Below are 22569 nucleotides of genomic sequence, written 5' to 3'. Positions count from 1 at the left end.
TGTAGACATCCCAGTAGTCGACCGACGTCAGGCGCCGTCCGAGCAGGTCGCGCAACTTACCCTCGAAACGGCCACGCAGATCGTCGGCCTCGCGTACCTCTTCCACCTACCGATCATCGGTGGTCATACCTGTGACCGCACCGCGTTTACGCTCGATGCATCGCTACGCCTGCCACAGTGCCGTGATCGGATGTGCGCTCATGCCGCGATCCGCGCGCTACGTAGCGTCACGCCGAGCTGGCCGGTTGCCGGCCGGGCATGCCGAGATGAGTGTGGTCGTTCAGCGCTCATCATTGGTCCGTCTGAGAGTGAGCCCGGTCGCTCACGCCACCCCTGCCGGCGTGTCCTTGCGATCATCACCGTCGGCATGCGTCTACACCGCGTTCGTGATCCACGCAAGTCGCCTGAACTTCTCCAAAGCTCGGCTGCGATGCAACCCCGCAGGGGATGCGCTCCGTCGTGCGAGTGGAAGCGATGGGAAGGAGCGGCGTGAAAAAGTCCGAGGAGGACGATTTCCGGGCGTTCGTCGGTGCTCGCATGGACCGCTGGCGGCGCGCGGCGTACCTGCTGTGTCATGACTGGCACGCCGCGGACGACCTGGTATCGATCGTCGTAGGCAAGCTCTACCGGCACTGGCGCAAGGTGACCGCGGCCGACAACCCGGACGCGTACGCCCAACGGGTGTTGACAACGTCTTTGCTTGACGAGCGCCGCCGGCCCTGGCGGCGAGAACAGCCATTGGAGGACGTACCGGAGACCGGCTGGACGCACCCAAACCGGGTCGACGACCGGGATCAGCTGACGGGGTTGCTGGCGCAACTGGCGCCACGGCAGCGCGCAGTCGTCGTGCTGCGCTTCTACTTCGACCACTCCGTCGAAGAGACCGCGGAGCTGCTGTGCATCTCCGCGGGAACGGTCAAGAGCCAGTCGGCGCGGGGGCTCGAGACGCTGCGCACCCTGGCGTACTCACCTGGGAGCATTTCATGAACCAGCAGATCTTCGACGAGCGCATCGGCACCGCACCGCCGTCAACGGTCGACGTCGACCGGATCATTCAACGCCAGCGGCGCAGAAGCCTGCTGCGCCGCGTGGCGGGAGGCGGCTCCGCCTTGGCGGCGACCGGCCTCGCGATCGCGGTCGGCGTCGCCCCGACCGGCGCCCGGCCTCAGCCTGGGCCGCCGGTGGCGGCTCCCGCCGTTTCGGCATCCGCCGTTCCGTCGGCGTTCCCCTCGCCGCCGACCTCGGGTCTACGGCTCGACACCAGCAATCCGAAGGCGATCCAGCAGACCCTCGACCAGCTGGGGGTAGCACTCGAGACGGCAGTCGCCGGGGCAGCGCCCGCCGTCCGATGGATCTACATGCCCGACGTCCCAGGCGAAAAGCGCCTCCCGGACGGCCACCCAACGATGTACGCCGAGCGGGATCCGGTCGGGTTCGTCGCCCGCTCTGGCGTGGCCCGCCACGGCAAGAAAGCCGGCCTGTACATGTGGGTCCGACCGGACACCTGCAGCTCGCAGGGCGGCGCCGGCCTTGATCCGGACTCCGGCCCGCGCGTCTGCTCGCTCGTGCTCGAGTGCGATCACGGCATGAAAGCCGGCACCTGCCAGGCGTCAACGACGACCAAGGGCCTCGAGGTGGTGGAGACGACCGAGACCAGCCCGGCGAAGAACGGCAAGCAGTACCGCTTCTACCAGGTGCAGGTCAAGCTTCCGCAGGGTTACTACCTGCGCTTGTTGGCGGTGAACTACTTCGGGGGCGACGGCAGCGAGGTCACCAGCGAGTCGCCGCTGCTGACCAAGGCCGAACTGCGGACGGCCGCGACGGCCATCGCCGCCCAAGTCGTCAGCTGACACCCACACACGATCCCGGATGGTGTCCTTTCCCTCGCAGGCTTGAGGACACCGTCCGGGATCGCCCCGATACGACCGGCCCCTCGTGATCGAATCCGCACCGCCGGGTCCTGCTGGCGTAGGCGATGTCGGGGTAGGGACGGATGAGCGTCATGATCCTCACGGAGGTGGAAGCTCTCCCATGCCGCAAGATCCACCGCGCGTAACGTCCGGCTGCGTGTTGGCGGGGCAGCACGACGTTGTCAACCGTGCTCGGGGTGGCCCGCAACCCGCGGGTGCCGGCACGCGCAGCGTCCTGACCCAACCCCCGCCAACAGCAGATGAGCCATCCAAAAGTCTTGACAATTCCTCACCAGTAGCGACCCCAGTCCGAAGCCGTGTACAGGGCTTGGGCCTCATGACAGCCCTCAGGACCGGAAACATCCGGATCTCCCGCGATCCGCGCGCTGCGGAGCGTGACCACCCAGCAGCAGCCCTCGGAGTGTCCGGACATGCCGATGAGCGCACGGTGCCGGTGTCCGCTCAGGCAAGCTTGCTGTGGTAAGCATCGCTTGTGACAGATCTTCATGTACTTCGGGTGTTCTGCGGTCCCGGCGGTAGGTACGGAAACGAGTTCGGCGTTGTTCTTGAGGGCCATGCCGTGGCCACTGGGCAGGACCGCCAAGCCGTAGCCGCGCGGCTGGGCTTCAGCGAAACCGTCTTCGTCGATGATGCCGGCACAGGGGTCGTCGATATCTACACGCCGAGCGTGCGGCTGCCGTTTGCCGGGCATCCCTTGGTGGGCACGTCCTGGCTGCTGGGTCGGCTCCGAGCCAGGCCGGAACTCCTACACCCGCCGGCAGGCTCGGTGCCAACCTGGCAGGACGGCGAGTTCACCTGGATCAGGGGTCGCGCGCAGTGGGCGCCCGACAGGCGCATGCAAGAGTACGCCTCAGCCGAGCAGGTCGAGTCGCTGCCGTGTCCGCCGCCAGGTGACGGGTGGCTGTACGCGTGGGCGTGGCAAGACCGGGCGGCCGGTCGGGTGCGTACCAGGGGATTTCCCCGCCGGGGCGACGCCATCGTCGAGGATGAAGCCACCGGAGCGTCCGCGATCGTGCTCACCGCCGAGCTGCGCCGGGCGCTGGACATCATGCAGGGCAAGGGATCGCAGATCCTGACTCGACCAGGTCCGAACGACACCGTCGAGGTCGGCGGCCGGGTCATCCTTGAGGAAACCCGCTCCCTCTAAGTGAGCCACCCCCACAGCGCCCAAGCCAGACCTGAAAATATCCGCACATGTCGAGATGAGTGCGCTTGGCGAGCGGATCAAACCGCACTTGGCCGCCTCGCCATGGAATGCCATCGTCCACACACGGGGTGCGGCGTCCAACGGTCGGACAGCTCGTCCCGCCGCGCCCGTATGAAAGCGCATCCGCAATGATCACAAGCGGTCGGTCACGTGAGAGGGCGGGAGAGCCTGGACTCTGCAGCAGCACCGCATACAACTGCTACCGCCCGCAGGATCCGCCGTCGAGGTGAAAGTACTTGGCGTTGGCCCAGCGGCAGGCCCGGATGCCGACGACAACTCCCGCGATCGTGACAAGGGCGGGGAGGTACCCGCTGGCGACTTGGACGATCGGGATTGCCGGGCATCCACCAGAGATCGCCCAGCCGGTGCCGAACAGCACCGCGCCGGGTATCACGCCTGCGTGGATGCGCCCTGGTGTGCCGCGGACCCGCAGCATGGCGAAGACCACCACAATGATCACTACGGCGCCGCCGAAGGCAAGGAACATGCGCAGATCCTGGAACGTAAACATGCGGTTCAGTTCCGCGTAGTCGCCGAACCCGATGTTGGCGACGGTGTAGCCGAGGGCTAGCCCGGCGATGATGTTCGCGATGAGAACCCCGCCCCGCGTGCGCATCAGATCACCTTCCACAGCAGGAACGACACGAGGACTGCAGCGCCGAAGAAGACGGCCGTCGCGAGGATGCTGACCGGATGCAGCCGGCCGCAGCCGTTGAGTCCGTGGCCGGAGGAACAGCCTCCGGCGAGGCGGGTGCCAAAGCCAACGAGGACACCTCCAACGAACAACACGCCGATCATTTGAGCTGGATTGTCGGTCACGAGTTCGCGGAAGCCGTCGCCCATGTCAAAGCGGAGCTCGAATCGACCGGCGGTAACTGCCGCCAGCCATCCACCGAGGAAAACCGACAGAAGCAGGGCGGCCTGGCTAACCAGAGGCGCCGGGCGCCGGCTCGCGACCGACGCCCTCTCACCCGGTGTTGGCGATACGTCCCGGGCGTGTGTCGGCGCGTTTCCAAGGGTGGACGCGGCGTACGGCGGGGTGGGTGCTGCGGGGCGAGTTCCGAAGTGCTCGGCGGTGGCGGCTGCAAGAGCTTCGGCGAGGGCGCGGTCGTCGGTGAACTCGGCTTCCAGCCGTTCGACACGACGTTCGGCGCGCCAGTGCAGGACGCGATCCCACGCTGAGGACACTCCGAAGGACCGATCAGTGGTGATGGTGTAGTTGATGGCGACGACAGCGAGCCCGATAGCGCCCGCCCACCACGGCCAGTAGTTGCTCATGCGGGACCTGATATCCAATCGGTGAGCCGGGTCCACCAGTGGCGCCGCTCGGGTAGCGGCGATCGGGTTGGGGGGCTCCCTGAGGTCTGCGGAACCTGTGCGGATGCTGAGGCACTCAGCGGCTGGGCCGGTGTCGGCGTCTGTACGAACCCAGGCGCGGGCGGTGTAGCCGGCTCCATCAGACGCGAATCGATCCTTGATGACGGCACATGCCGCGATTGGACCGTGTCTATGCCGGCGGCGGCTTCCAGGTGCTGTGCGCTGGCCCCGTTCGGGAGCAGCGTGATCGGCACGGGACCGCCCTTGAGTGACAACTTGTATCGGGCACAGCCGCGCCAACCGTCCTCGGTGTCGCAGTAGTAGTCGCGCCAGCTGCGTAAACTTGCTCTGAGCAGTGGAAAAAGGGGACATCGTTCAGTGTGTAAGCAGCCCATATCGCTCCAGTCTGACCGGCACGCACCGTCCGTGATTGGTGGCGGTTCAGCGCGATCCGAATTCGCACGGCCCAGCGAGCGAGCATAGGCCATCAACAGTACGACCGCAGCCTGACGATTGATCATCAACGACGGCCCTTTGCCCTCCCAAGAGCCCCTGGTCGGCCCGGCTACCTCCCTGCACCGCTCGAGCGGTGCAATAACGTAGGCCCCGCCGCGGCAGCACCGAACCGGGTTCACGGTCGCTCACTGGACCTGGTTAGCCGAGCTACCGAGTGTCGAGCGCGGCCGGCGGTGCAGCCGTGGCGAAGGAGCAAGCGGCCGAGCCTCAGCGATGGGGGTCCAGACCGCCGGGAGGTGACTGCCCGCGCGGCTCGCCGACACACGCTGACTGTCGTACATGCACCGTCAGCCCGGACGTCCGCTCTTGCCGCGATCAGCGCGTCGATCATCCCCGGGCGGGGACTGCATCTGACTGTCCTGCCTTCCATGCCTCGTTGTTAGCCTGACCGGATGCGCAGCGAGCTGCAGGCGGCGGTAGATGACCTGTACCGGGTATTCGGCCGGTACCAGCTGGTCGAGAGTGTCGAATACTGCGACCACTGCGTTGACCCGGAGCAGGTCGAAGCGCTGCACCGAACGCCACTGCGCCAGGTTACTGCCGAGCAGCTCGGTCCGCTGCTGTTCAACTCGACGACGACGTGGGGTGATCAGAGGTACCTCAACCATTTCATGCCCCGGCTCCTAGAGCTGGTGGCGGCCGGCGAAATGAACGACCGGAGCTACCACGTCTTCTTGCCGTCTCGGCTCGCGGGCCTGTGGCGGTCGGGTTGGGACGATGAACGGCGTGTGATTAGCGACTTCGCGTGGGCCTGGTGGTGGGAGACCACTGCGACGTGCCCCAGCGTGTGCGAGCCGCGGGAGGTGCTGGACACGATCGCCGAATGCGGACAGAACGTTTCGCCCTATCTCGCCGCGTGGCCGGTGCACGTTGGGAAACCCGCGGCCCGGCAACTCGCCGTACTCGTCAGCGACCTTCTCGTCTCATCGCGGCAGGACAACGGCTTCTGGTGCGAAGTCAACGACTGGCTGTCCGGTCCGATGCCCGCGGACGTGCTCGCCGCCGAAGTCTCCGCGACCGCTGATCCCGACATCGCCCTGCAACTAAGCGATGCATTCGAACACTTGGCCCTATGGCGACAGTCGCAAACAGCTACCACCACTAGACGGTGACCAGAGGCGTACCCACATACCCGGCTCCGGGTGGTCCACGACCTGGCCGGGCGCCGCTGCAGGCCGACGCCGGTCGGCGCGACCGCGCTCATTTGCCGCCGATCGTGCGTGCGGGCTCAGCCTTCGGGGTCACGCCGGGTAGTCGTGTCGGCTCCCGTGAGGTCGCCCGTGGCGGCCTGCTGATCCTCTCAATGGCAGATCGACGTTGCGGTAGGGTGCCGCCTGAAGAGAAAGAAAACCGTCGTCTGGCGTACGGCACGCCGCCGACCGAGAAGGGGCCCCTCCGTGGGCATGATGTTGATCGGGCACCGGTTGTCGGTCGAGGAGTTGGCAGCGGTGCGCGCCGACCCGACGGCGGTCGACACGCTGCTGTACGGCGACCTCGACGACGACGAGGTCGAGATGCCCGAGCCCGAGCTGGATCTGGACAAGTCGTGGCACGGCATCCATTACCTGCTCACCGGCACTGCCTGGCAGATCGGCGAGGGCACCGGCGCGGCGGTCCTCGGCGGCGACGAAATCGGTCAGGATGGCGGCTACGGCCCGCCCCGGCTGCTCGACCCGGACACCGTCCGCGCCATTGCTACCGCACTCGACGCGCTGGATGTGGAGACGCTGAGCGCCCACTTCGACCCGGACGCCATGGCAGCCGCCGATATCTACCCGGCCATCTGGACCAACGGCACCGACGATTTCGACTACCTTATGTCGCACTTCACCGAACTGCGCCGGTTCTACCACGCCGCAGCCCTGAACGGCCAGGCCGTTCTGTTGGCCATCACCTGACGCAGCCGACGGCTGTCTTCTGTTGCCGGCGTCCAGGGGATCAGGGTGCCCGTTTCTGCCGCTGGTCGGGCGTCCGCCTCTGCATCCCGATCAGGAACTCGGGGCGCCGCGCTTGAGGCTCCGCATCTGTTCGACCTTGCGTTCGGCGTCCTGCCGCGAGTACGAGCCGAGCGCCGAGAGGGGCATGGCGGCGTCGGCGTCGTCACCGAGGCGGAGGACCGTAGCGTAGAGCGGCAAGCCTCCTCGTACGTCGATCTGCGCGCAGTCGACCGACTGGATCGCGCTCCAGGGTGTGACCTTGTCACGGCTGTCGAAGCCGCGAACGCGGACACCGCCTGCGTCGATGACCACGCCGAGTCGAAGAGCCCGCCAGATCCCGGCCACGCCGCTCGTGACGAGCACACATCCCAGCACCATGCCGAACCATTCGCGCTCGGCCACTACGTCCCCGGAGGTGAAGTACGTGACGCCCAGCAGGGTCCACACAGTGAAGAGGACGACCAGGATCGGGATCTGGATGCGTGGCCTGATGACGATGCGGCTCATGGCGGGACATGGTACGGATGGCCCGTGCGGGCAACGGAGTAGTCCGGTCGGACTGCGGCGTCGCGTCATCGGACCAACGGGCCGCCGTCAAGATCCGACGCACGGATCTGCCGCGAGGCGCGCGTAAGAGCTCGGGCTACCCGCCCGCGGAGTCCCAGGCGTCTTCGAAGGTGGTTCGCGTGATGACGAATGGGCTCCAGTCCTCGTCAGGATCATCTAGGCTCGCCTGCCCGAGGCCACCGCGCTGGTCTGCCTCATGTCCGGGCCCGTACCGGAGAACCCGGCCACGGTCGTACACCTCAATCTGCCGAACCGGCCAACCGTCGTCATCCACCTCGAAATACCAGACCGAGTGCCCCCAAGCGTCGAACTCGTCGCCACGCGACTCGTCCCAGCAACGACGGTAAAAGCGGGCCATGGCCGTAAGCGTAGATCCACTCATGCACGGATCTGCCACCGACCGGGCGTGGCTCTCAGTAGTTGATCGCTGCGGCCGAACGTCCGGACGTGCCCGATGAGAGTCCATCGTTGCTGAGAGTGCATCGTTGGGCATCAGGCTGTGGGTGCTGACGCTAGCCGCTTTACACGACGCGGACGTGCAACGCCGTGGCGTCCGGTTCCGCGGCGAACCGCGCAGCGAACTCGTCCTGCAACGAGAACAGCTCGGCCATGGGCGCCGGCCGCCGGGTGGTGCCAGCGAGGTCCTGGTGCGCTTCGCGCGACCACAGAAACGGGTAGACCGTTATGCCGTGCGACAAGGGCAACCCGCGTGTCTCCTCTTGCCAGCCCGGCCAGCGCAGGGACTCGTAGAACTGGCCGGTACCACCCTCGGCGATCCACGACAGCCAGGCGCCGTGACCAGCGCCGAGGGACTCCCACTCCAACGTGTCCGGCCCGAAGTAGCACACCTCGCCGGGCTCCCCGGGGCGGCCGATGGTCGCCGGATCGGGGCCGTTGACCTCGAACCGTCCGCCGAGCACGTCGTAGCCGACCACCAGCGCCGCGGGCGCCTGCTCATCGCCCGGCAGGCCGTTGACCTCCGCCAGCGAGGGCAGACTGCGCTCGCCACCGCCGCCGAGCACACGCAGCCAGCCGTCGTCGACCAGCAGACCACCGGTGTGCAATGCCAACGCACCCAGCCGCGACCGCGTGGAGACCTGCAGGCGGTACAGGCTGTCGCGCCCGACGGCTGCAGAGACCGGCAAGATGTTGATCTGCGGATTCGACAGCAGTTCCATCTCGAGCGCTGGCCACGCCGGATCGGATGTAGCCGTCAGCTCCTCTACGGTGCGCATCCGATCATCATGCCCCGGCCGCTGCACGTCGGCGAAGTGCATCCTGCTGACCCGCTGACCCCGGTCGAGCAGCCTGACTGCCACCAGGTGGAGTTGGTTTGGGGCGTCGTGCGGGGACGTCCTCATCTGGCCGCTGTGCGCGGGGACGCGCGACCATGCCGCTGGCCGCGCGTTGGCAGCTCCGCGGGGGGGCACGTCCAAAACTGCCGATGAGCGTGGGTTTGCTTGCGCGCCGTGTCGGCCTGACGCTTGTGTCCGCACTTTGACGGTGGCGATCCAGGCGGAAAGATCATCGGTGATGAGCGACCTAGTAGAGGTGTCGAGTCCGATCGACGTGCCACGGCTTCGGGCCAGGCTCAACGATGGTGCGAGGGTCCAGTTCCAGGAGCCGCTCTCCGAGGCGGACTATCGTTCGCTCGCCGTGATCCTGATGGATCATCCGTCCGTCACCGTGCGCGCGTACGGTTCCGACGAGGAGCTGGCAACGCTGCGGTTGCTGCGCTGGTTTCCACACCTTCGCCGGCTCAGCGTGGCCGGCCTGTACAACCTGACCGATCTGACCCCGCTGCACCAGCTGAGCGCCGATGTCGAGGTCCTCGACATCGGCGAGACCCGCAAACCTCTCGATCTCACCCCGGTCGCCGCGTTCCGTGACCTGCGCGAACTGAGGATCGTGGCGCACCGCCGCGGCCTCGCGGACCTACTCAACGCCAACCCCGGCCTGCAGGGGCTAGCACTGTGGCGGCTCCCCGTCGACCGACTCATCCCGGCCGTCACACTGGCGCACCTGCAGTCGCTGTCGCTCACCCTCGGTTCTCTGACAGACGGCGAATGGCTCGCCCAGTTCCCCACCCTCCGCTACCTCGCACTTCGTAACGTCCGTCGGCTCACCAACCTCGACACGGTGACCCGCCTGCCCGCACTGCAATGGCTGATACTGAATTCGCTCATCACCGATCAGCTCCCCGACTTCAGCCCCTGCACCGCCCTGCTGCGCGTCGACTGCGACGCCATGCGGCACCTCCGTCACCCCACCTCCCTACAGGGGCTCGCCGCCGCACCCCAGCTACGGGACCTCCGGGTCACCCAGTCGCAGCTGCCGGTCAATGCGTTCATGCCCTTCACCAGTCACCCCAGCCTCGAACACGTCGGCGTCGGCCTCGGCAGCGAACGCCGCAACCGCGACGCCCATCGACTGCTCGGCCGGACACCACCACGCGCAGACACGCACTTCGCCACGACACACGGCCTCCTTTACATGCTGTAGTCCTATGCGCCCGTAGCGGCGGCTCGCGGGTCAGGGTGCCGAGCTCAGACGGCCACGCCTCTTGTTGATCCCGTCTGGACCGGGGGCTGGAGCAGGTCCTCATCTGGCGGCTTTCCGCGCGTTTGCCGGCGCCGGCATGGTGATTCGCCGCTACCGGCGGTGAGACACTGCTCGAATGGAGGGCTCAGCGGAGTGGGCGTGGTCCGACGCGTGGGTCTTGGCCGCCATCATGGTGCTTGGCCGAGATGAGGGCTCCTCCCTCACTGAGGTGGTCGCCGCAGCACACGCCATCAACCACTCGATCCTGCTCGAGAACGAGATTGAGCCAGCCGTGCGCCGGCTGCTGGGCGTCGGTCTTTTCTGGACATCGCACCGACGGTTTTTCCTAACCGACGCAGGCCGAACCATGGCGGCCAAGAGGCGCGGCGGGATGCTCGGCCAAGTCGACCACCTCTTGACAACGCTGCGACGGCTGCCGGTGCGGGAGCAAGAGTGGCATTTGGAGCTGGGCGAGCTGCGGGAGGCAGTCGACGCGTGGCGCCAGGGCGCCGAGGCGCTCGCGACGGGCGGCCGCAGACGAAGGCCAGCAAGCGAATGAGTTGACCCAGGAGGCCCTGACCTCGACGGTAGCCTCCGGACCATCCGGGCCAGACGTACAACCCGCTCGCACTGGCGTCGCGTCTGACATCCGGGTCATGCCGCGATGAGCGCGGTCATGCCGAGGATGCTTCGTCGTCCGGTCTTGGCACCAGCCGAGCCGTCTCTCCGGAAGGCTTAGCCCGAGGCTGCCACCGTGAGCCGTCCGGGTTGATGAACTCCAGTCCCATCCGGCGGACCACGTTGAGGTGGTGGTACACCCGCTCGATGACCTCCTCCCGCTGCCCGGGATCAGACCGGCCTGCGGTGACCTACTCCCGACCGAGATGGACCTCCTGGTCCAACATCCCGGCCTCGAATATCACCGTTCGGTTGCGGTCCTTGTACTCGACCCGGTCCCGGCCTTGACGTTCACCGTGTAGCTGTTGTTACGGGCAGGCATTGTCTTCACCTCGCAGCGGTCGCTCTGACAGTAATGACCAAACCAGTCAGAGGAGAGGCCAACCTCGCCTTCACGAGCAGGAGGCTGCCGAGCACCTGCGGGACGAGCTGAGGGCCCCGGTGCATCAACTCCACGGGATGGAAGAGGGTCAGCGGCTCGACCTAACTCGGCCTGAACATCCTCAATTGCCGCTGACAGCGCGTCCGAGACGACCGGATCTGCCGAATTGAGGGCGTTGGTCGCAGTCTCATGCTGGTTTTTGGCACGGGAACGACTCCGTGAGACCGAACGCTAAGATCGCCGGATGCTGTTCAAGGCGGACCTGGGCAAGCGGGTCGACAACTTGGTCGGCGCGGTGGACAGGCGCGATGACAAGCGGTTCTTCGCGGCGCTGCGGGGCATCGTGGGCGCCACGCCGAAGGCGCGCCCTGACGAGGTCGACGCGGCCCTGGCCAGGTTGACTTCGGTGCTCGCCGAGATCCCGCTCGGGATGGGCGGCGACCTGGCCCAGGTTGCCGGCAGCATGGCGGACTACGGCACCGATGCGGCGGTGGTGGTGGTGCCGACGCTCGTTGGTCGGGCCACCAACGCGATGGAGCAGGCGGCACGCTTCGCCGAGTTGTACGGTGCGGTGTTCGGGGACCTGCCCGACCCCGATGATGCGGGGCAGATCGGCCCGACGATCGAGCGGTTCGTCGAGACGGCGCCCAACCGGGGGATGGCCCAGCCGGACGCCTATAACCTGGTGCAGGCGTGGTTCTCCGGCGGCAAGTGGGTTCAGCCGGTGCTGTACCTCTCGCAGCGCAAGGACGTGCGGGCCGTGCTGCCCGAGCGGCCGCGGCTTACCGCCGCCATCGATGCGACGCGTGAGCACATCGGCACGGCGCATTGGTTGTACGGGCTGCTGCTTGTCTTGGACGACGAACCGCTGGTCGTGCTGCACCGCGCGACCCGACGCGGCTATCGGGTGACGATAAGCGGCGTCGGCGACAACTTTCAGCTGCACACGCTCCTCGCCGCCGCCCTGATCGGCGACGAGTCGCAGGGCCTGGTGCCCGGTCAACGGCCAAGCGCCGCGGAGATCGCGGCGGCCTCCGACGGCGAGGACTTGACACCGGCAGGCGGCATCCGAGGCAACTTCAACCTGGTCGACGCCCACGGCGAATGGATCTGGAACGAGGGTCGTCCTGCGGATATCCCGAAGCTGGAAGGAAAGCGAGTCGTCGTCATCGATCCGCCGCCGTACCCGCGGAGTTGGAACGCCGGCCGGCCATACCCGTTGATGCGCCCGACGGTAACCTTGGATGGCATGCTGCCGGCCGATGAGGCCGCGCATTGGCTCGGTCTGGTCAAACCTTCGCAGCGCGGGTAGCCCTCACACGGTTCCGGCCTGACAGCGCCATGAAACCTTCGCAGGGGGCCGGCTGGCGCTACGAGCGCCGACACCCGCCAGCTGAGCTGCCGAGTATGTGCCGTCTCGATTGATCGAGGCTGACTTGCGCTTCTGCCGCTGGTCCCGCGGTCGCTGGTGGAAGCGCGGCGGGCAGCGGGTTTATGGTGGCCAGATGCGTGACCTGAGCCGGCTAGACCTGGAGGAGATCGCCGCCGCGCTCGAGGACCAGACCGACTACGAGCACCGATGGTTGATCAACCCCCAGACCGGCGAGACCGTGTTCTGGACGACGGACGGCGGCATCGACGGATACACGCCCGTCGACCCAGACGACCTCAACCTGGTCGCCATCGACCCGCTGCCGTCCTACGTCTGGTACCAGGACATGGCCGACTTCGCTGAGAGGATCAGCGACGCGGTGGCCGGCCGCCGACTCGCGCGAGCTATCCAGGGCAAGGGCGCCTTCCGCCGGTTCAAGAACGAGTTGCACGAGGAGTATCCGCACCTGCTGTCGGCGTGGTACGCGTTCCGCGGCGTGCGCGCGAAGCGGCGGGCGGTTGAATGGCTGGTCGACAACTCGCTGGTCGACGACGAAACGGGCGAGCGTTTCGTGGCCGAGCACCGAGATCCCGACGTTCCATGAGCTGGCGCCCGCGCCGCGCGACTTCCTGTACGACGAACGCACGCATCTGCCGCCGACTGGGCGTCACGGTGCGTCACGAATTCGCGGTGGCACCCGAGGCGCGGTCGTGCCGGTGACCGCGCACCCGGACAACGTCCGCTCGTGCCGTAAGCAGTGCGTCTGACCTTGTATGCAGAATCGGCTCACCGCAGCGCCCGGAGCCCGCATCGCAGGTCTCGGTGGCCCGTGGCCATCACGCGCTCGCGGAGTCCGCGGTCTCCCCGCGCAGCAGGTCGCCGGGCTGGCAGTCGAGGGCTTCGCAGAGTGCGGCGAGGGTGGTGAAGCGGACGGCCTTGGCGCGGCCATTCTTCAGCACGGCCAGGTTGGCGGGTGGTGATGCCGACGCGTTTGGCGAGTTCGCCCACGGACATCTTGCGCTTGGCGACCGTGACGTCGATGTCGACGGTGAATGGCCTCAGGTCACCTCGTTCAGCTCGGCCTGCATCTGCGCCGCCTCGGCGTCGCGAGCATCGTTGGGCGGCGCTCCTGCCGCTCTGTGGCCCATGCCACATGCAGTTCCTGTCAGCAATCAGGGCGCCGTTCCGCTCAACTCACGGAAGCAAGCGAACCGACAGGAGCAACACATGAAGCACCGCATCGTCGTCCTCGGCGCCGGCTATGCCGGGGCCTACGTGGCCGGGACCCTGGCCCGCCGGCTGTCCCCGGCGGACACCGAGATCACCGTGGTCAACGCCGTGCCGGACTTCGTCCAGCGGCTGCGGCTGCACCAGCTCGCGGCCGGCCAGGACGTTGAGGCTCCGAAGCTCGCCGACGTCTTCGCGGGCACGGGGATACGGCTGCGCGTGGCCCGCGTCACCGCCGCCGCGGTCGCCGACCGGACCCGCTCTCATTGCGGGAAGGGGTGAATCCTGCGTGCAGGTCTTTCAGGTCAGTCTCATCCTTTTGATCACCGCACCCGAGGACGCCTCGCTGCCGGCATTCATTGACGATCTGCGCGATCAGCTGACGAACCTTCAACACCGGTGGGAAGGCGTCATCACGCCGACCGTTCGCGGCATGATCGAAACAAACACCTGCGAGGTGACCCTGAGCGTCATGGCCGACGACATCACCACCGCTCCCATAGCCGCAGGCCGGGCGGTCGCTTACGCCGCCGATCGTGCGGCGGCCTCCTGGCGGGTCGCCATCGGGCGCATCACCGTTCAGAGACCACCTCGGCCAACTACCCTCGCGGACCTGCCGCCGCTTTCCTGACCCGGCCAGGCCCGGGGCGCGGGTGCTGTCCACGCTCTCCGCCCGTATCCGCGGACCCGAACCAGGCACAGCAAATTGGACGCACATGACGCACAGCGCGGCCCCGGCGACGCCGGCGCCCGACCCGGTGACGCTGCGGGTCGCTCTCACCGAGTCGACCGCCACGGGCGCCACACCCGAGCGCCTCATCACGGTCCTCGCGACACAGGCAACCAAGAAATACTGCTGTCCGTCGGCCAGGCACAGGCCCTGGCCGACCAGATCGTCTCCTACTCGACCGGCAGAAAGTTGCCACTGATGACCCCGAACCCCACCAGGCGCCGCAGAGTGACACCGTCCAGCTACCCATCTACCAGCCCCCGCCATCAACCAGGAAGAAGGCGGTCCCATGGGTGATCGCCGCCTCCGTCCTCCTCGGTCTGTGCTGCTGCGGGGGTTTCATCGCCGTGAACAACGACGAACCGAGCCGCCCCTCCGCCGGAAACAGCCCCACCCAGGCCGGCCCCTCCGCCGCTGCACCCCCCGACGGCGGCGCGACCGCCACCACCGACTCGAACGTCCTTGAGCAACTGCCCACACCGGCACGAGCTACCCCGACCAAGTCAGCGGCGCGGCCGAGCCCGTCATCAGCACGGCCGAAGCCGACCGCCACCCACAGCACCACGCCCCGGCCGGCGCCCACCAGCTCCCGGCCGAAGCCTCCACCCGCGCCCACGACCGACCCGCGATTCGGCACCTGCAAAGAGGCCAACAACGCTGGCTACGGCCCGTACTACCGCGGCGTCGACCCCGAGTACGCCTGGTACATCGACCGGAACAAAAACGGCGTGGTGTGCGACTGATCGGTGTGCTCGGCTGTGAATCGCGTCAGAAAGCGGCTCCCTAGCGCCACTTGCGAGTCCCGCTCACGTACCGAGGTCGGCCCATGGACGCTCGTTGACATCCGCCGCTAGCCATCACCCTTGGCGGGCGCCGCAGTTTGGCGCCCGCGTCGTCGGGAAGCGTGTGGACCTGCGACAACGAGGAGAGGAACTCTCATGACATCGACCCCACTGCCTGGCGGGACGTTCACCTTGGCGGAGGATTTGACGGTCACCCGGATGGGGTACGGCGCGATGCAGTTGGCCGGCCCGCACGTGTTCGGCCCGCCGGCCGATCACGACGCTGCCGTGGCCGTGCTGCGCGAGGCCGTTCTCCTGGGTATCAACCACATCGACACCGCCGACTACTACGGCCCGTACGTCACCAACGAGATCATCAGGGAGGCTTTGCACCCGTACCCTGACGATCTACACATCGTGACGAAGGTCGGAGCGTTGCGGGACGCCGAGGGGAACTAGCCGCCGGCGCTGGCTTTCGAGCAGCTGCGCCAAGCCGTGCACGACAACCTGGATCACCTCGGGCTAGACGCACTCGACGTGGTCAACCTGCGCGTCGGTGGGCTCGACCGACCCACTCCCGGCCCCATCGCCGAGCCGTTCACCGCGCTCGCGCAGCTGCAGCAGGACGGACTGATCAAGCATCTCGGTCTCAGCACCGTCAACGCCGAGCAGATCGCCGAAGCACAGTCCATCGCGCCGATCGTATGCGTCCAGAACTTCTACAACATCGCCAACCGCAACGACGACGACCTGATCGACTCCCTCGCCGCACAGGGCATTGCCTACGTGCCCTACTTCCCGCTCGGCGGCTTCTCCCCACTGCAGTCCGAGGAAATCAACGCCGTCTCCAACCGCCTCGACACCGCACCGATGGCCGTCGCGCTGGCGTGGCTGCTCCAGCGCTCCCCGAACCTCCTGCTCATCCCCGGCACCTCATCCGTCACGCACCTGCGCGAGAACGTCACCGCTGCTGCGCTGACCCTTCCCAAGGACGCGCTGACCGAACTGAACGCCATCGCGTCGTGAACACGACCACCGCGCAACCTCCGATCGGGTTCATCGGCCTCGGCGACCGGGAGCCACCTGTGGCGACCGCCATCGCCGAAGTGGAGTGCCCCCTGCACATGGAGCCCGCCGACCCGGCCCCCTCGACGCGGTCGGCGACGACGCGCACGTCCGGCAGGAACCCAGTCGCCGGGCTGACTGGTTGAGGATGCTGGGCCGTCCACCCGTCGACGTCATTCACAGCGGTCCTCCGAGCCTCGCCCGTACGGCTGGCAACAGTCGGACCGGTGCTGGTACACGCGCAGGTCCCGGCCGCGCGACCGCCCGATGTCCGAGGTGCGCTCGTACAGGCACGCACCCCACACCACGGACTCGCCGCCGCCGCCGATGACGTGCCCGTCGCCTGGCCCGCCGCGCAACAACACCTCCATCCGACTGACGTACCACGCAGGACCGGCCGGCGCAGGACGACGGCAAGGTCAGGATGCCCTGCGCACAGGTTCACCGATGCAACGTCACGAGGACCAGAGCTGACGGGCCCCATTCCTGCCTGTAGCGGCGGGGTGACGTAAGCGAGATGTTCATGTTTGACTATGCCTATGCAGGCGGGGGAGGCGCGGCTAGCAATCGACTGCGGCACCACCAGCACCGTAGCCGTCCTTGCCTGGCCCGACGGCAGCTGGTCGCCACTGTCCTTCGACGGCGCACCACACCTGCCCAGCGCCGTCTACCTCTCCCCGGACGGCGACGTGTGGACCGGGCAGCGGGCCTGGCAGGCTGCGGCGGACCAGCCGAACCGGTTCATCCCGGCACCGCGCCGCCCCACCGACGACCAGCTCACCGTCGACGGAACCGTCGTTGACGCTCTCGACCTGACGGCAGCAACCTTGCGCCGCGTCGCTGCCGAGGCCGAGCGGGTCGCCGGCGGCCCGGTGCAGGATGTGCGGGTGGTGGTGCCGGCGGGGTGGGGGCCGCGGCGGCGCACCTGGATGCGGCAGGCCGCCCACCGGGCCGGTCTTCCACAGCCACGCCTGGTGGAAGCGCCGGTGGCCGTCGCCGAGCACCTCGTGGCCACCGGCCTGCAATGGCCGGTGGGGTCGTTCATCGCCGTCTGCGACGTGGGTGCGGGCGCGGAGGTCACTGTCCTGCGCCGCGGCCCTGCCGGCTTCGAGGTCCTCGCGACCCTCGCCGACCCGGCCGCCGGCGGCAGCGCCATCGACCAAGCTCTCGCCGCGTCCCTCACCGGCGACCCCATGCCCGAGGACGCCGGTGACGGCGCAACGCGGTGGACGGTGGCCGCCAGCGTTCAAGCCGCGAAGGAAGCCCTGGCGCATCACCCGGCCGTGACCGTGCCGCTTCCCGACCGGCCACCCATCATCGTGAACAACGCCATGCTCGAGCAGGCCGCCCGCCCGGTCCTGCAGCGCGCTGCGCAGCTGACCAGCGAGGCGGTCACCGCAGCCGAGATCAGCACCGACGAACTCGCCGGCGTCTACTGCGTAGGCGGTGGCGCGCACCTGCCGCAACTGGAGAAGCTCATCGCCGATGAGACCGGCGTCGCCCCGACGGTGGTCACGGAGCCGGCACTCGGTGCCGCCCGAGGCGCCGCGGACGCCGGCGCCGCCAACCCCAGCACGGCGAGCGCCGTGGAAGTGCCGGTGCCGCCGGTGCGGCGGGCCGTCGCCATCGCCGTGCCCGGCTTCGCATCCCTCGCCCTGATCTGGCAGTGCCTCATGACCGCAGAGCAGCACAGCACGCTGAACGTGCACTACTGGGTGAGCCTGAACTGGGGCGAGCTCACCATGGCCGCCGTGTTCGCCCTCCTGGCATGCCTCGGTGCGGGCACCATCCTCGACTCCCTCGCCGCCGCCCACAGCCCCACCCCCGACACCCGAACCGAAGGCGGAAAGATCAGCGTTGGCATCCTCGCCGCCGTCTCCCTCGGCCTCGCGATCGCGGGCCTCTACGCAGTGGTTGCCAGCCAATATCTAGGCCAGCCGGTGGGCGCGTTCCTCAGATGGGCCCTCTGGCCGATCACCCCGACCGTGCTGATGGCCGCCGCCATGGCGGTCGTCGCCGCCCGGCAATGGCGCGCACCCCACGGCGGCTGGTCGGCGCTGCTGGCCGTGCCGACCGGCTCCGTCGTCACCGCCGCCGCCGGCATGACGCTGATCCAGTACTCCCTGACCGCCGACCGGTGGCCCGACCTCATCCTGTGGATCGACATCGCCGGCCGCGTCGGCGGCCTGCTCCTCGGCGTCGGGGTCGTCATGGCGCTCGTGACACCGCTGGTGTTCCGCCTCATCCTCGCCGCACCCCTCGCCGTGATCACCGCCGCGATCGTCAGTTCACAAGCCGCCGGAACACTCGGAATCATCTACGCCATCGCCATCGCCGTCTGGTGGGCCGCGCGGTTGTGGACGCGCGTCATCCGCCCCGCCGCACCCGCCGCCCATGCCCCTTGATCCGCCCCAGGGCAACGAGGCCGCCGTGACGAGCGCGGACCGCGGCGTCGCCGCCGCGAAACGCTGCACCGGCTGCCGGTGGGCGACGTGCGCGGACCGGCGCGGCAGCGTCAGCCGATCCGACGGCGGGTCCGCAACGTGCGGAGGGAGGTGCCCGCGATGCGGTGGCCGCGCCGGATAGGCGCCAGCATCTTCCTCGTCCTCCTGCTGACCGGCCCGCCGCTGCTGCTGGCGCGCACCGTCGGATGGCCACTGCGCCGGTGGCCGAGTCCGCAGCAGGCGCGGCAGTGGCTGGAACAGCCCCTGACCGAGCAGACTCTGACCGCCGCCCTGGCGATCCTCGCCTGGCTGGTGTGGCTGTTGCTCGCCGGCACGCTCCTCATCCCACTGGTCTCGAGGACACGCGCCGGCATGCGCTGGCTGCGCCGGGTACCACTTCCCACACCGCTTCAGGCCACCGCCACCGGCATGGCCGGCGCCGCGGTCTTCACCGCCTCCGCCAGTACGACGCCCGCACCACCGGCAGACATCCCCTCGACGACGGTCGGCACCGTCGAGCACCACACGACCACCACCCGTACCGCCGAGACGCGCGGTACGACGGCCAGCATCGACCCAGACGGGGTCACGGTGCCGGGTGGCTGGATACCGCACCCCAGCGCCGAACAGGTCACCGCGGCCGCAGCACTCGTGTGGCTGCGCCGCCGTCGCGCCTACCGCCCAGATGAGAACGGGCCGGCGCAACGCGACAACCTCGACCTCGCCCCGCTGCCAGAGACCGTCACCGCAGCCCACGCAGCGTTGGCCGCCTCCGAAGGCACCGGTCCAACGGATCTCACCGCACCGGATCAGCGCACAGAACAGCCGCCGGACTCATTGCTGGCGGATGTGCCGCCAACGGGCGTCGGGCTTACAGGGGTTGCCGCCGACGATGCTGCTCGGGGCGTTCTCGTCACCGTCCTGCTGCACGCCCTGCACCGCCGCAGCGCAGGAACGGCGCTCATCACCACCAGCGGGGACCTGACCAAGCTGCTCGGCCCAACCGCACAACGGATCCACTCGGTATCCGGTCTCACCGTCGCCGCATCACTTCAGGAAGCACTGACGATGCTGCAGGAACACCCACACCAGCACACTCCTGACACCACCACGGAGCGGGGCAGCAACTCGGCGAACTGGCCATCCCGCCAGCCGCCCCCGGTCTTGCTCACCCACACGCCGCAGGATCCCGGCACCGCACGCCGCCTCAAGGCCGCACTCGCAGCCACCCGCGGCACCGCCATCGCAGTCCTCGTCGGAGCCTGGCCGCACGGCGCGACCTGGGAGATCACGGCAACCGGTCACGCCTACGACGGCACCCAGGAGCAGCCGGCAACGCCAAGAATGTGCGTTCTCAACGCGGCGGCTGCCACCGATCTGCTCACAGTGATCACCCAGGCCCAGCCCCACCCGGGACACAACACGCCACTCGCTCCGGCAGTCGACCCACCGCCCACCCGGGCGCGCGTCCCACGGCAGACCGCTCGAGGCCAAGCGCCAACCACGCCCCGCCACAGCACCAATCAGCCTCTGCACCTGCAAGTCCTCGGCGACACCACGCTGAAGAGCCACGGCCAGCCGGTGACGATCCGACGCACCGCGGCCCTCCAAGCCCTAGTCTTCCTCGCCGTGCATCCCGGCGGCGCCAACAGCCGAGGCCTGACAACCGCCATCTGGCCCGGCCTTCCCGCACACACCGTCACCGCCCGCCTCTACACCACCCTCAGCGACCTCAGAAAAGCCGTCGCCGCCGTCAGCGAGATTCCGCTCATCGAGCACACCGGTGACCGCTACCGCCTGCGCCGCGAACACATCGAGGTAGACCTGTGGCGGTTCCATGCTGCGGTAAAACATGCCGTCACCGCTGTGACCGCACGCCCCGCCGCCTGGCAGGCCGTCATCAACGCCTACACCGGCAACCTCGCCGCCGAACACGACTGGCCGTGGCTCAACCCGCCACGAGAAGCCCTACGTCGGCGCGTCATCGACGCCTACACCGCCCTGGCCGCCACCCAGCCCGACCCGCGGCGCGCCCTGCCCCTGCTGCAAGACGCGATCCGCGTCGACCCGTACAACGAAAACCTGCACCGGCGCGCCATACACGCCCTCGAGGCGCTCGGCGACCACACCGCTGCCGAAGACCTGCTCACCACCTTCAACAGACAGCTGACCGACGCCGGCCTGGAGCACGTCATCCCCAACGAAGAAGTCCGGCAGGCGCGCGCAGCCTCAAGCGGGCAAAAGCACTAGCAGCCCGCCACGGCCCGCAACTTGATCTCGTATTGCGTAGGTCGACGGTTCGATTCCGTCAGGCGGCTCCATAGAAAGGCCCAGGTCACCGGCTTGATCGCCGATCATGACCTGGGCCTTTTTCGTGGCGCTCAAGAGCCGAGCAGCCAAACGAGCAGCCAACATGTTGCGCAGCTCTCGTAGCCTCGGGTGGTCGCCTCGCTACCGGCTTCCTAAACCAATGATCATCGATCGCCTGCGAGCGCGTGACCTGCTGCATCGCTTCGCAAGGTGCCCGTTCGGGGGTCGCATTCGCCCCAGATCTGCTCGGCGTGACGGTCATCAGTATCTGCCAAAGTGTCGGCCGCGGCGGCGTCCATTCGGCGTGTCCGCGCATGGATGATCGGCGCGTCGTCAGTAGTCACGAGCAGGGAGCGGTCATCCTCCAGCCACAGCCACGCGGCTCCAGCCGACCCGGTCTTTTGCCGCTTTCTGCATCAGCGCCCTAACGAGCTGCCAGCCCTGGTCAGCTGGCGCACCTCCGGCTCACGATGGCTTAACCCGATCGGAGAAACATCTGACCGACTTCGCCGACGCGAGGCCGTGCGGCACCATCGACACACGGTGAGCTAGTTGAGGCGACCGGAAGCAGATGAGAGATGATCAAACTTCAGACTCTACCCGCGGCGCCGGCCGGACATTGCCCACCAGTGCGCCGCGCCTGGCGCTACCTCGTGGCCACTCAGGACAGCGTCGACGGCCTCCTGGACAGCTTCAACCAGGTCCGTACCCTGGCGCTCAAGGCCAAGGTTGAGGCGAGGGGCCGACTTAGCTCCGACGAGCTCGACCTACTCCGAGCAGCGTTGGTGTTCACCTCCAGCGGCCTCGACGCATGCTGTCATCAGCTCGTCCGTGATGCTCTACCCGCGTTGATCGCCCGCGGTGGGACTGCAGAATTGAAGTTCCGCGAACACCTGAGGAACGAGCTGTACTCGCCCAAGCCGCCGGACGGGCTGCTCGAGGCGATCGCCGCCGCAGACCCTCGCCGTGAACTCATCGAGCGCTACGTGATGGCCAAGACTAAGGCCAGCTTCCAAGGCAGCGGAGACCTGCAGGAACGCGTCCGCGACACGCTGGGCATCACCAACAAGGCGTTGGCCAAGGGTCGGTTCACCGCACTCGATGGCTTCTTCATCGCACGCAACGACATTGTGCACCGTCTTGACTACGAGAACCCGACATCCGCAAGCGTCAAACGCCACCACCGCAACCCGAACGACGTCGCCACCGAGTGCGACACGGTTCTGGCCCTCGTCGCTGATCTCATTCACGCGACCGCCGAACTTCTCAAACGTAAGGCGGGCGGTGGCCAGGCGACCACTCGTCGCGACTCCCAAGGCTGAGAACCCGGACAATGAGGTGATCTCAACAAGGTTCGGGGGCAGCTTGCCACCGCGCATGGTGCGCTACGCGATAACCGCGCGGGACGACCCGTCGACACGGTTCTCACGCGACTGCTAGTACGGCAGCCGCCGTTTGAGATGTTGCTGGTGGGGGCCGGTTAGACGAGGTGCGGCCACCGCGTGATCGTCTGTATGTTGTGGACAAACTTTCAGATCTGGCGGTGGCCGCGTGCCACAGCGT

The 22569-nt window shown here is 67.9% G+C and carries 20 protein-coding genes and 3 pseudogenes; 16 read left to right on the top strand and 7 right to left on the bottom strand.

The window, feature by feature from the left end; genetic code table 11:
* The first annotated feature begins 489 nt into the window (after positions 1-489).
* From KBX63_RS33695 to KBX63_RS33685, 3 genes are all read left to right on the top strand, one after another.
* Entirely contained in the window at positions 490-987 is a 498-nt protein-coding gene (locus tag KBX63_RS33695; protein ID WP_307871936.1) for a SigE family RNA polymerase sigma factor, read from the top strand.
* Entirely contained in the window at positions 984-1850 is an 867-nt protein-coding gene (locus KBX63_RS33690; RefSeq protein WP_210918400.1) for a hypothetical protein, read from the top strand. The genes KBX63_RS33695 and KBX63_RS33690 overlap by 4 nt, the downstream gene beginning before the upstream one ends.
* A gap of 577 nt (positions 1851-2427) precedes the next feature.
* Complete coding sequence (locus KBX63_RS33685; protein WP_307871935.1) at positions 2428-3078, top strand: PhzF family phenazine biosynthesis protein; 651 nt, start codon at positions 2428-2430, stop codon at positions 3076-3078.
* Positions 3079-3337: 259 nt separating this feature from the next.
* Here the strand turns inward: KBX63_RS33685 and KBX63_RS33680 are convergent, their stop codons facing one another.
* On the bottom strand, positions 3338-3754 hold the full coding sequence (locus tag KBX63_RS33680; RefSeq protein WP_210918391.1) for a YeeE/YedE thiosulfate transporter family protein: 417 nt from the start codon (positions 3752-3754) through the stop codon (positions 3338-3340).
* Complete coding sequence (locus tag KBX63_RS33675) at positions 3754-4416, bottom strand: YeeE/YedE family protein (RefSeq protein WP_210918385.1); 663 nt, start codon at positions 4414-4416, stop codon at positions 3754-3756. Before KBX63_RS33675 ends, KBX63_RS33680 begins: the two co-directional genes overlap by 1 nt.
* Positions 4417-5363: 947 nt before the next feature.
* Between KBX63_RS33675 and KBX63_RS33670 the strand changes: the two genes are divergently transcribed.
* Positions 5364-6083: a hypothetical protein gene (locus KBX63_RS33670; RefSeq protein ID WP_210918382.1), complete on the top strand. Its 720-nt coding sequence runs from the start codon at positions 5364-5366 to the stop codon at positions 6081-6083.
* Between the two features lie 291 nt (positions 6084-6374).
* Positions 6375-6869: a YfbM family protein gene (locus KBX63_RS33665; protein WP_247663876.1), complete on the top strand. Its 495-nt coding sequence runs from the start codon at positions 6375-6377 to the stop codon at positions 6867-6869.
* Between the two features lie 90 nt (positions 6870-6959).
* On the opposite strand, the gene KBX63_RS33660 is transcribed toward KBX63_RS33665, so the two are convergent.
* The 3 genes from KBX63_RS33660 to KBX63_RS33650 form a co-directional block, all read right to left on the bottom strand.
* Positions 6960-7415, bottom strand: a complete 456-nt coding sequence (locus KBX63_RS33660) for a PH domain-containing protein (RefSeq protein WP_210918379.1) — start codon at positions 7413-7415, stop codon at positions 6960-6962.
* A gap of 136 nt (positions 7416-7551) precedes the next feature.
* Positions 7552-7833 (bottom strand): hypothetical protein, encoded by a 282-nt coding sequence (locus KBX63_RS33655; RefSeq protein ID WP_210918378.1) that lies wholly within the window; start codon positions 7831-7833, stop codon positions 7552-7554.
* Between the two features lie 163 nt (positions 7834-7996).
* A complete protein-coding gene (locus tag KBX63_RS33650; RefSeq protein ID WP_210918377.1) occupies positions 7997-8710 on the bottom strand; it encodes a DUF2625 family protein in 714 nt (237 codons plus the stop codon).
* A 268-nt stretch (positions 8711-8978) separates the two neighbouring features.
* On the opposite strand from KBX63_RS33650, the gene KBX63_RS33645 reads away from it, so the two are divergent.
* From KBX63_RS33645 to KBX63_RS33630, 4 genes are all read left to right on the top strand, one after another.
* Positions 8979-9977 carry a hypothetical protein gene (locus tag KBX63_RS33645; protein ID WP_210918375.1) on the top strand — a complete coding sequence of 333 codons (999 nt, stop codon included), beginning with the start codon at positions 8979-8981 and terminating at the stop codon, positions 9975-9977.
* Positions 9978-10152: 175 nt separating this feature from the next.
* Positions 10153-10575, top strand: coding sequence for a hypothetical protein (locus KBX63_RS33640; protein WP_210918372.1), 423 nt, complete (start codon positions 10153-10155; stop codon positions 10573-10575).
* 745 nt (positions 10576-11320) lie between these two features.
* Positions 11321-12388, top strand: a complete 1068-nt coding sequence (locus KBX63_RS33635; RefSeq protein WP_210918370.1) for a hypothetical protein — start codon at positions 11321-11323, stop codon at positions 12386-12388.
* A gap of 193 nt (positions 12389-12581) precedes the next feature.
* Positions 12582-13052, top strand: a complete 471-nt coding sequence (locus KBX63_RS33630) for a UPF0158 family protein (protein WP_210918368.1) — start codon at positions 12582-12584, stop codon at positions 13050-13052.
* Positions 13053-13284: 232 nt separating this feature from the next.
* Here the strand turns inward: KBX63_RS33630 and KBX63_RS33625 are convergent.
* Positions 13285-13462 (bottom strand): annotated as a pseudogene (locus KBX63_RS33625) (helix-turn-helix domain-containing protein).
* 213 nt (positions 13463-13675) lie between these two features.
* Here KBX63_RS33625 and KBX63_RS33620 point away from each other — a divergent pair.
* The 4 genes and pseudogenes from KBX63_RS33620 to KBX63_RS33605 all read left to right on the top strand — a co-directional run.
* Positions 13676-13921, top strand: a pseudogene (locus tag KBX63_RS33620) (oxidoreductase); the annotation flags it as partial.
* 43 nt (positions 13922-13964) lie between these two features.
* Positions 13965-14306 carry a hypothetical protein gene (locus KBX63_RS33615; RefSeq protein WP_210918365.1) on the top strand — a complete coding sequence of 114 codons (342 nt, stop codon included), beginning with the start codon at positions 13965-13967 and terminating at the stop codon, positions 14304-14306.
* A gap of 446 nt (positions 14307-14752) precedes the next feature.
* Entirely contained in the window at positions 14753-15148 is a 396-nt protein-coding gene (locus KBX63_RS33610; protein WP_210918362.1) for an excalibur calcium-binding domain-containing protein, read from the top strand.
* Between the two features lie 195 nt (positions 15149-15343).
* Positions 15344-16213, top strand: a pseudogene (locus KBX63_RS33605) (aldo/keto reductase family oxidoreductase).
* Positions 16214-16425: 212 nt separating this feature from the next.
* Here the strand turns inward: KBX63_RS33605 and KBX63_RS35800 are convergent.
* Positions 16426-16623, bottom strand: a complete 198-nt coding sequence (locus KBX63_RS35800; protein WP_247663873.1) for a hypothetical protein — start codon at positions 16621-16623, stop codon at positions 16426-16428.
* A gap of 162 nt (positions 16624-16785) precedes the next feature.
* Here KBX63_RS35800 and KBX63_RS33600 point away from each other — a divergent pair, with 162 nt between their 5' ends.
* From KBX63_RS33600 to KBX63_RS33590, 3 genes are all read left to right on the top strand, one after another.
* The gene (locus tag KBX63_RS33600; protein ID WP_247663872.1) at positions 16786-18657 is read left to right on the top strand and encodes an Hsp70 family protein; all 1872 of its coding nucleotides are present in this window, start codon (positions 16786-16788) and stop codon (positions 18655-18657) included.
* Between the two features lie 351 nt (positions 18658-19008).
* Positions 19009-20946: a BTAD domain-containing putative transcriptional regulator gene (locus KBX63_RS33595; protein ID WP_210918359.1), complete on the top strand. Its 1938-nt coding sequence runs from the start codon at positions 19009-19011 to the stop codon at positions 20944-20946.
* Positions 20947-21584: 638 nt separating this feature from the next.
* A complete protein-coding gene (locus KBX63_RS33590; RefSeq protein WP_210918357.1) occupies positions 21585-22328 on the top strand; it encodes a hypothetical protein in 744 nt (247 codons plus the stop codon).
* Positions 22329-22569: the final 241 nt, after the last annotated feature.

Origin of the sequence: Micromonospora sp. U21 (assembly GCF_018070045.1) — a bacterium.
Lineage (GTDB): Bacteria > Actinomycetota > Actinomycetes > Mycobacteriales > Micromonosporaceae > Micromonospora.
This window is presented reverse-complemented; position numbering and strand designations above follow the sequence as displayed.

What these genes read in the sequence shown, in the direction of transcription:
- KBX63_RS33650 (WP_210918377.1), bottom strand. Translation starts at nt 8,710, where the DNA reads ATGCGCACCGTAGAGGAGCTGACGGCTACATCCGATCCGGCGTGGCCA.
- KBX63_RS33675 (WP_210918385.1), bottom strand. Translation starts at nt 4,416, where the DNA reads ATGAGCAACTACTGGCCGTGGTGGGCGGGCGCTATCGGGCTCGCTGTC.
- KBX63_RS33660 (WP_210918379.1), bottom strand. Translation starts at nt 7,415, where the DNA reads ATGAGCCGCATCGTCATCAGGCCACGCATCCAGATCCCGATCCTGGTC.
- KBX63_RS33665 (WP_247663876.1), top strand. Translation starts at nt 6,375, where the DNA reads ATGATGTTGATCGGGCACCGGTTGTCGGTCGAGGAGTTGGCAGCGGTG.
- KBX63_RS35800 (WP_247663873.1), bottom strand. Translation starts at nt 16,623, where the DNA reads ATGGAGGTGTTGTTGCGCGGCGGGCCAGGCGACGGGCACGTCATCGGC.
- KBX63_RS33630 (WP_210918368.1), top strand. Translation starts at nt 12,582, where the DNA reads ATGCGTGACCTGAGCCGGCTAGACCTGGAGGAGATCGCCGCCGCGCTC.
- KBX63_RS33635 (WP_210918370.1), top strand. Translation starts at nt 11,321, where the DNA reads ATGCTGTTCAAGGCGGACCTGGGCAAGCGGGTCGACAACTTGGTCGGC.
- KBX63_RS33600 (WP_247663872.1), top strand. Translation starts at nt 16,786, where the DNA reads ATGCCTATGCAGGCGGGGGAGGCGCGGCTAGCAATCGACTGCGGCACC.
- KBX63_RS33640 (WP_210918372.1), top strand. Translation starts at nt 10,153, where the DNA reads ATGGAGGGCTCAGCGGAGTGGGCGTGGTCCGACGCGTGGGTCTTGGCC.
- KBX63_RS33680 (WP_210918391.1), bottom strand. Translation starts at nt 3,754, where the DNA reads ATGCGCACGCGGGGCGGGGTTCTCATCGCGAACATCATCGCCGGGCTA.
- KBX63_RS33655 (WP_210918378.1), bottom strand. Translation starts at nt 7,833, where the DNA reads ATGGCCCGCTTTTACCGTCGTTGCTGGGACGAGTCGCGTGGCGACGAG.
- KBX63_RS33590 (WP_210918357.1), top strand. Translation starts at nt 21,585, where the DNA reads ATGATCAAACTTCAGACTCTACCCGCGGCGCCGGCCGGACATTGCCCA.
- KBX63_RS33670 (WP_210918382.1), top strand. Translation starts at nt 5,364, where the DNA reads ATGCGCAGCGAGCTGCAGGCGGCGGTAGATGACCTGTACCGGGTATTC.
- KBX63_RS33690 (WP_210918400.1), top strand. Translation starts at nt 984, where the DNA reads ATGAACCAGCAGATCTTCGACGAGCGCATCGGCACCGCACCGCCGTCA.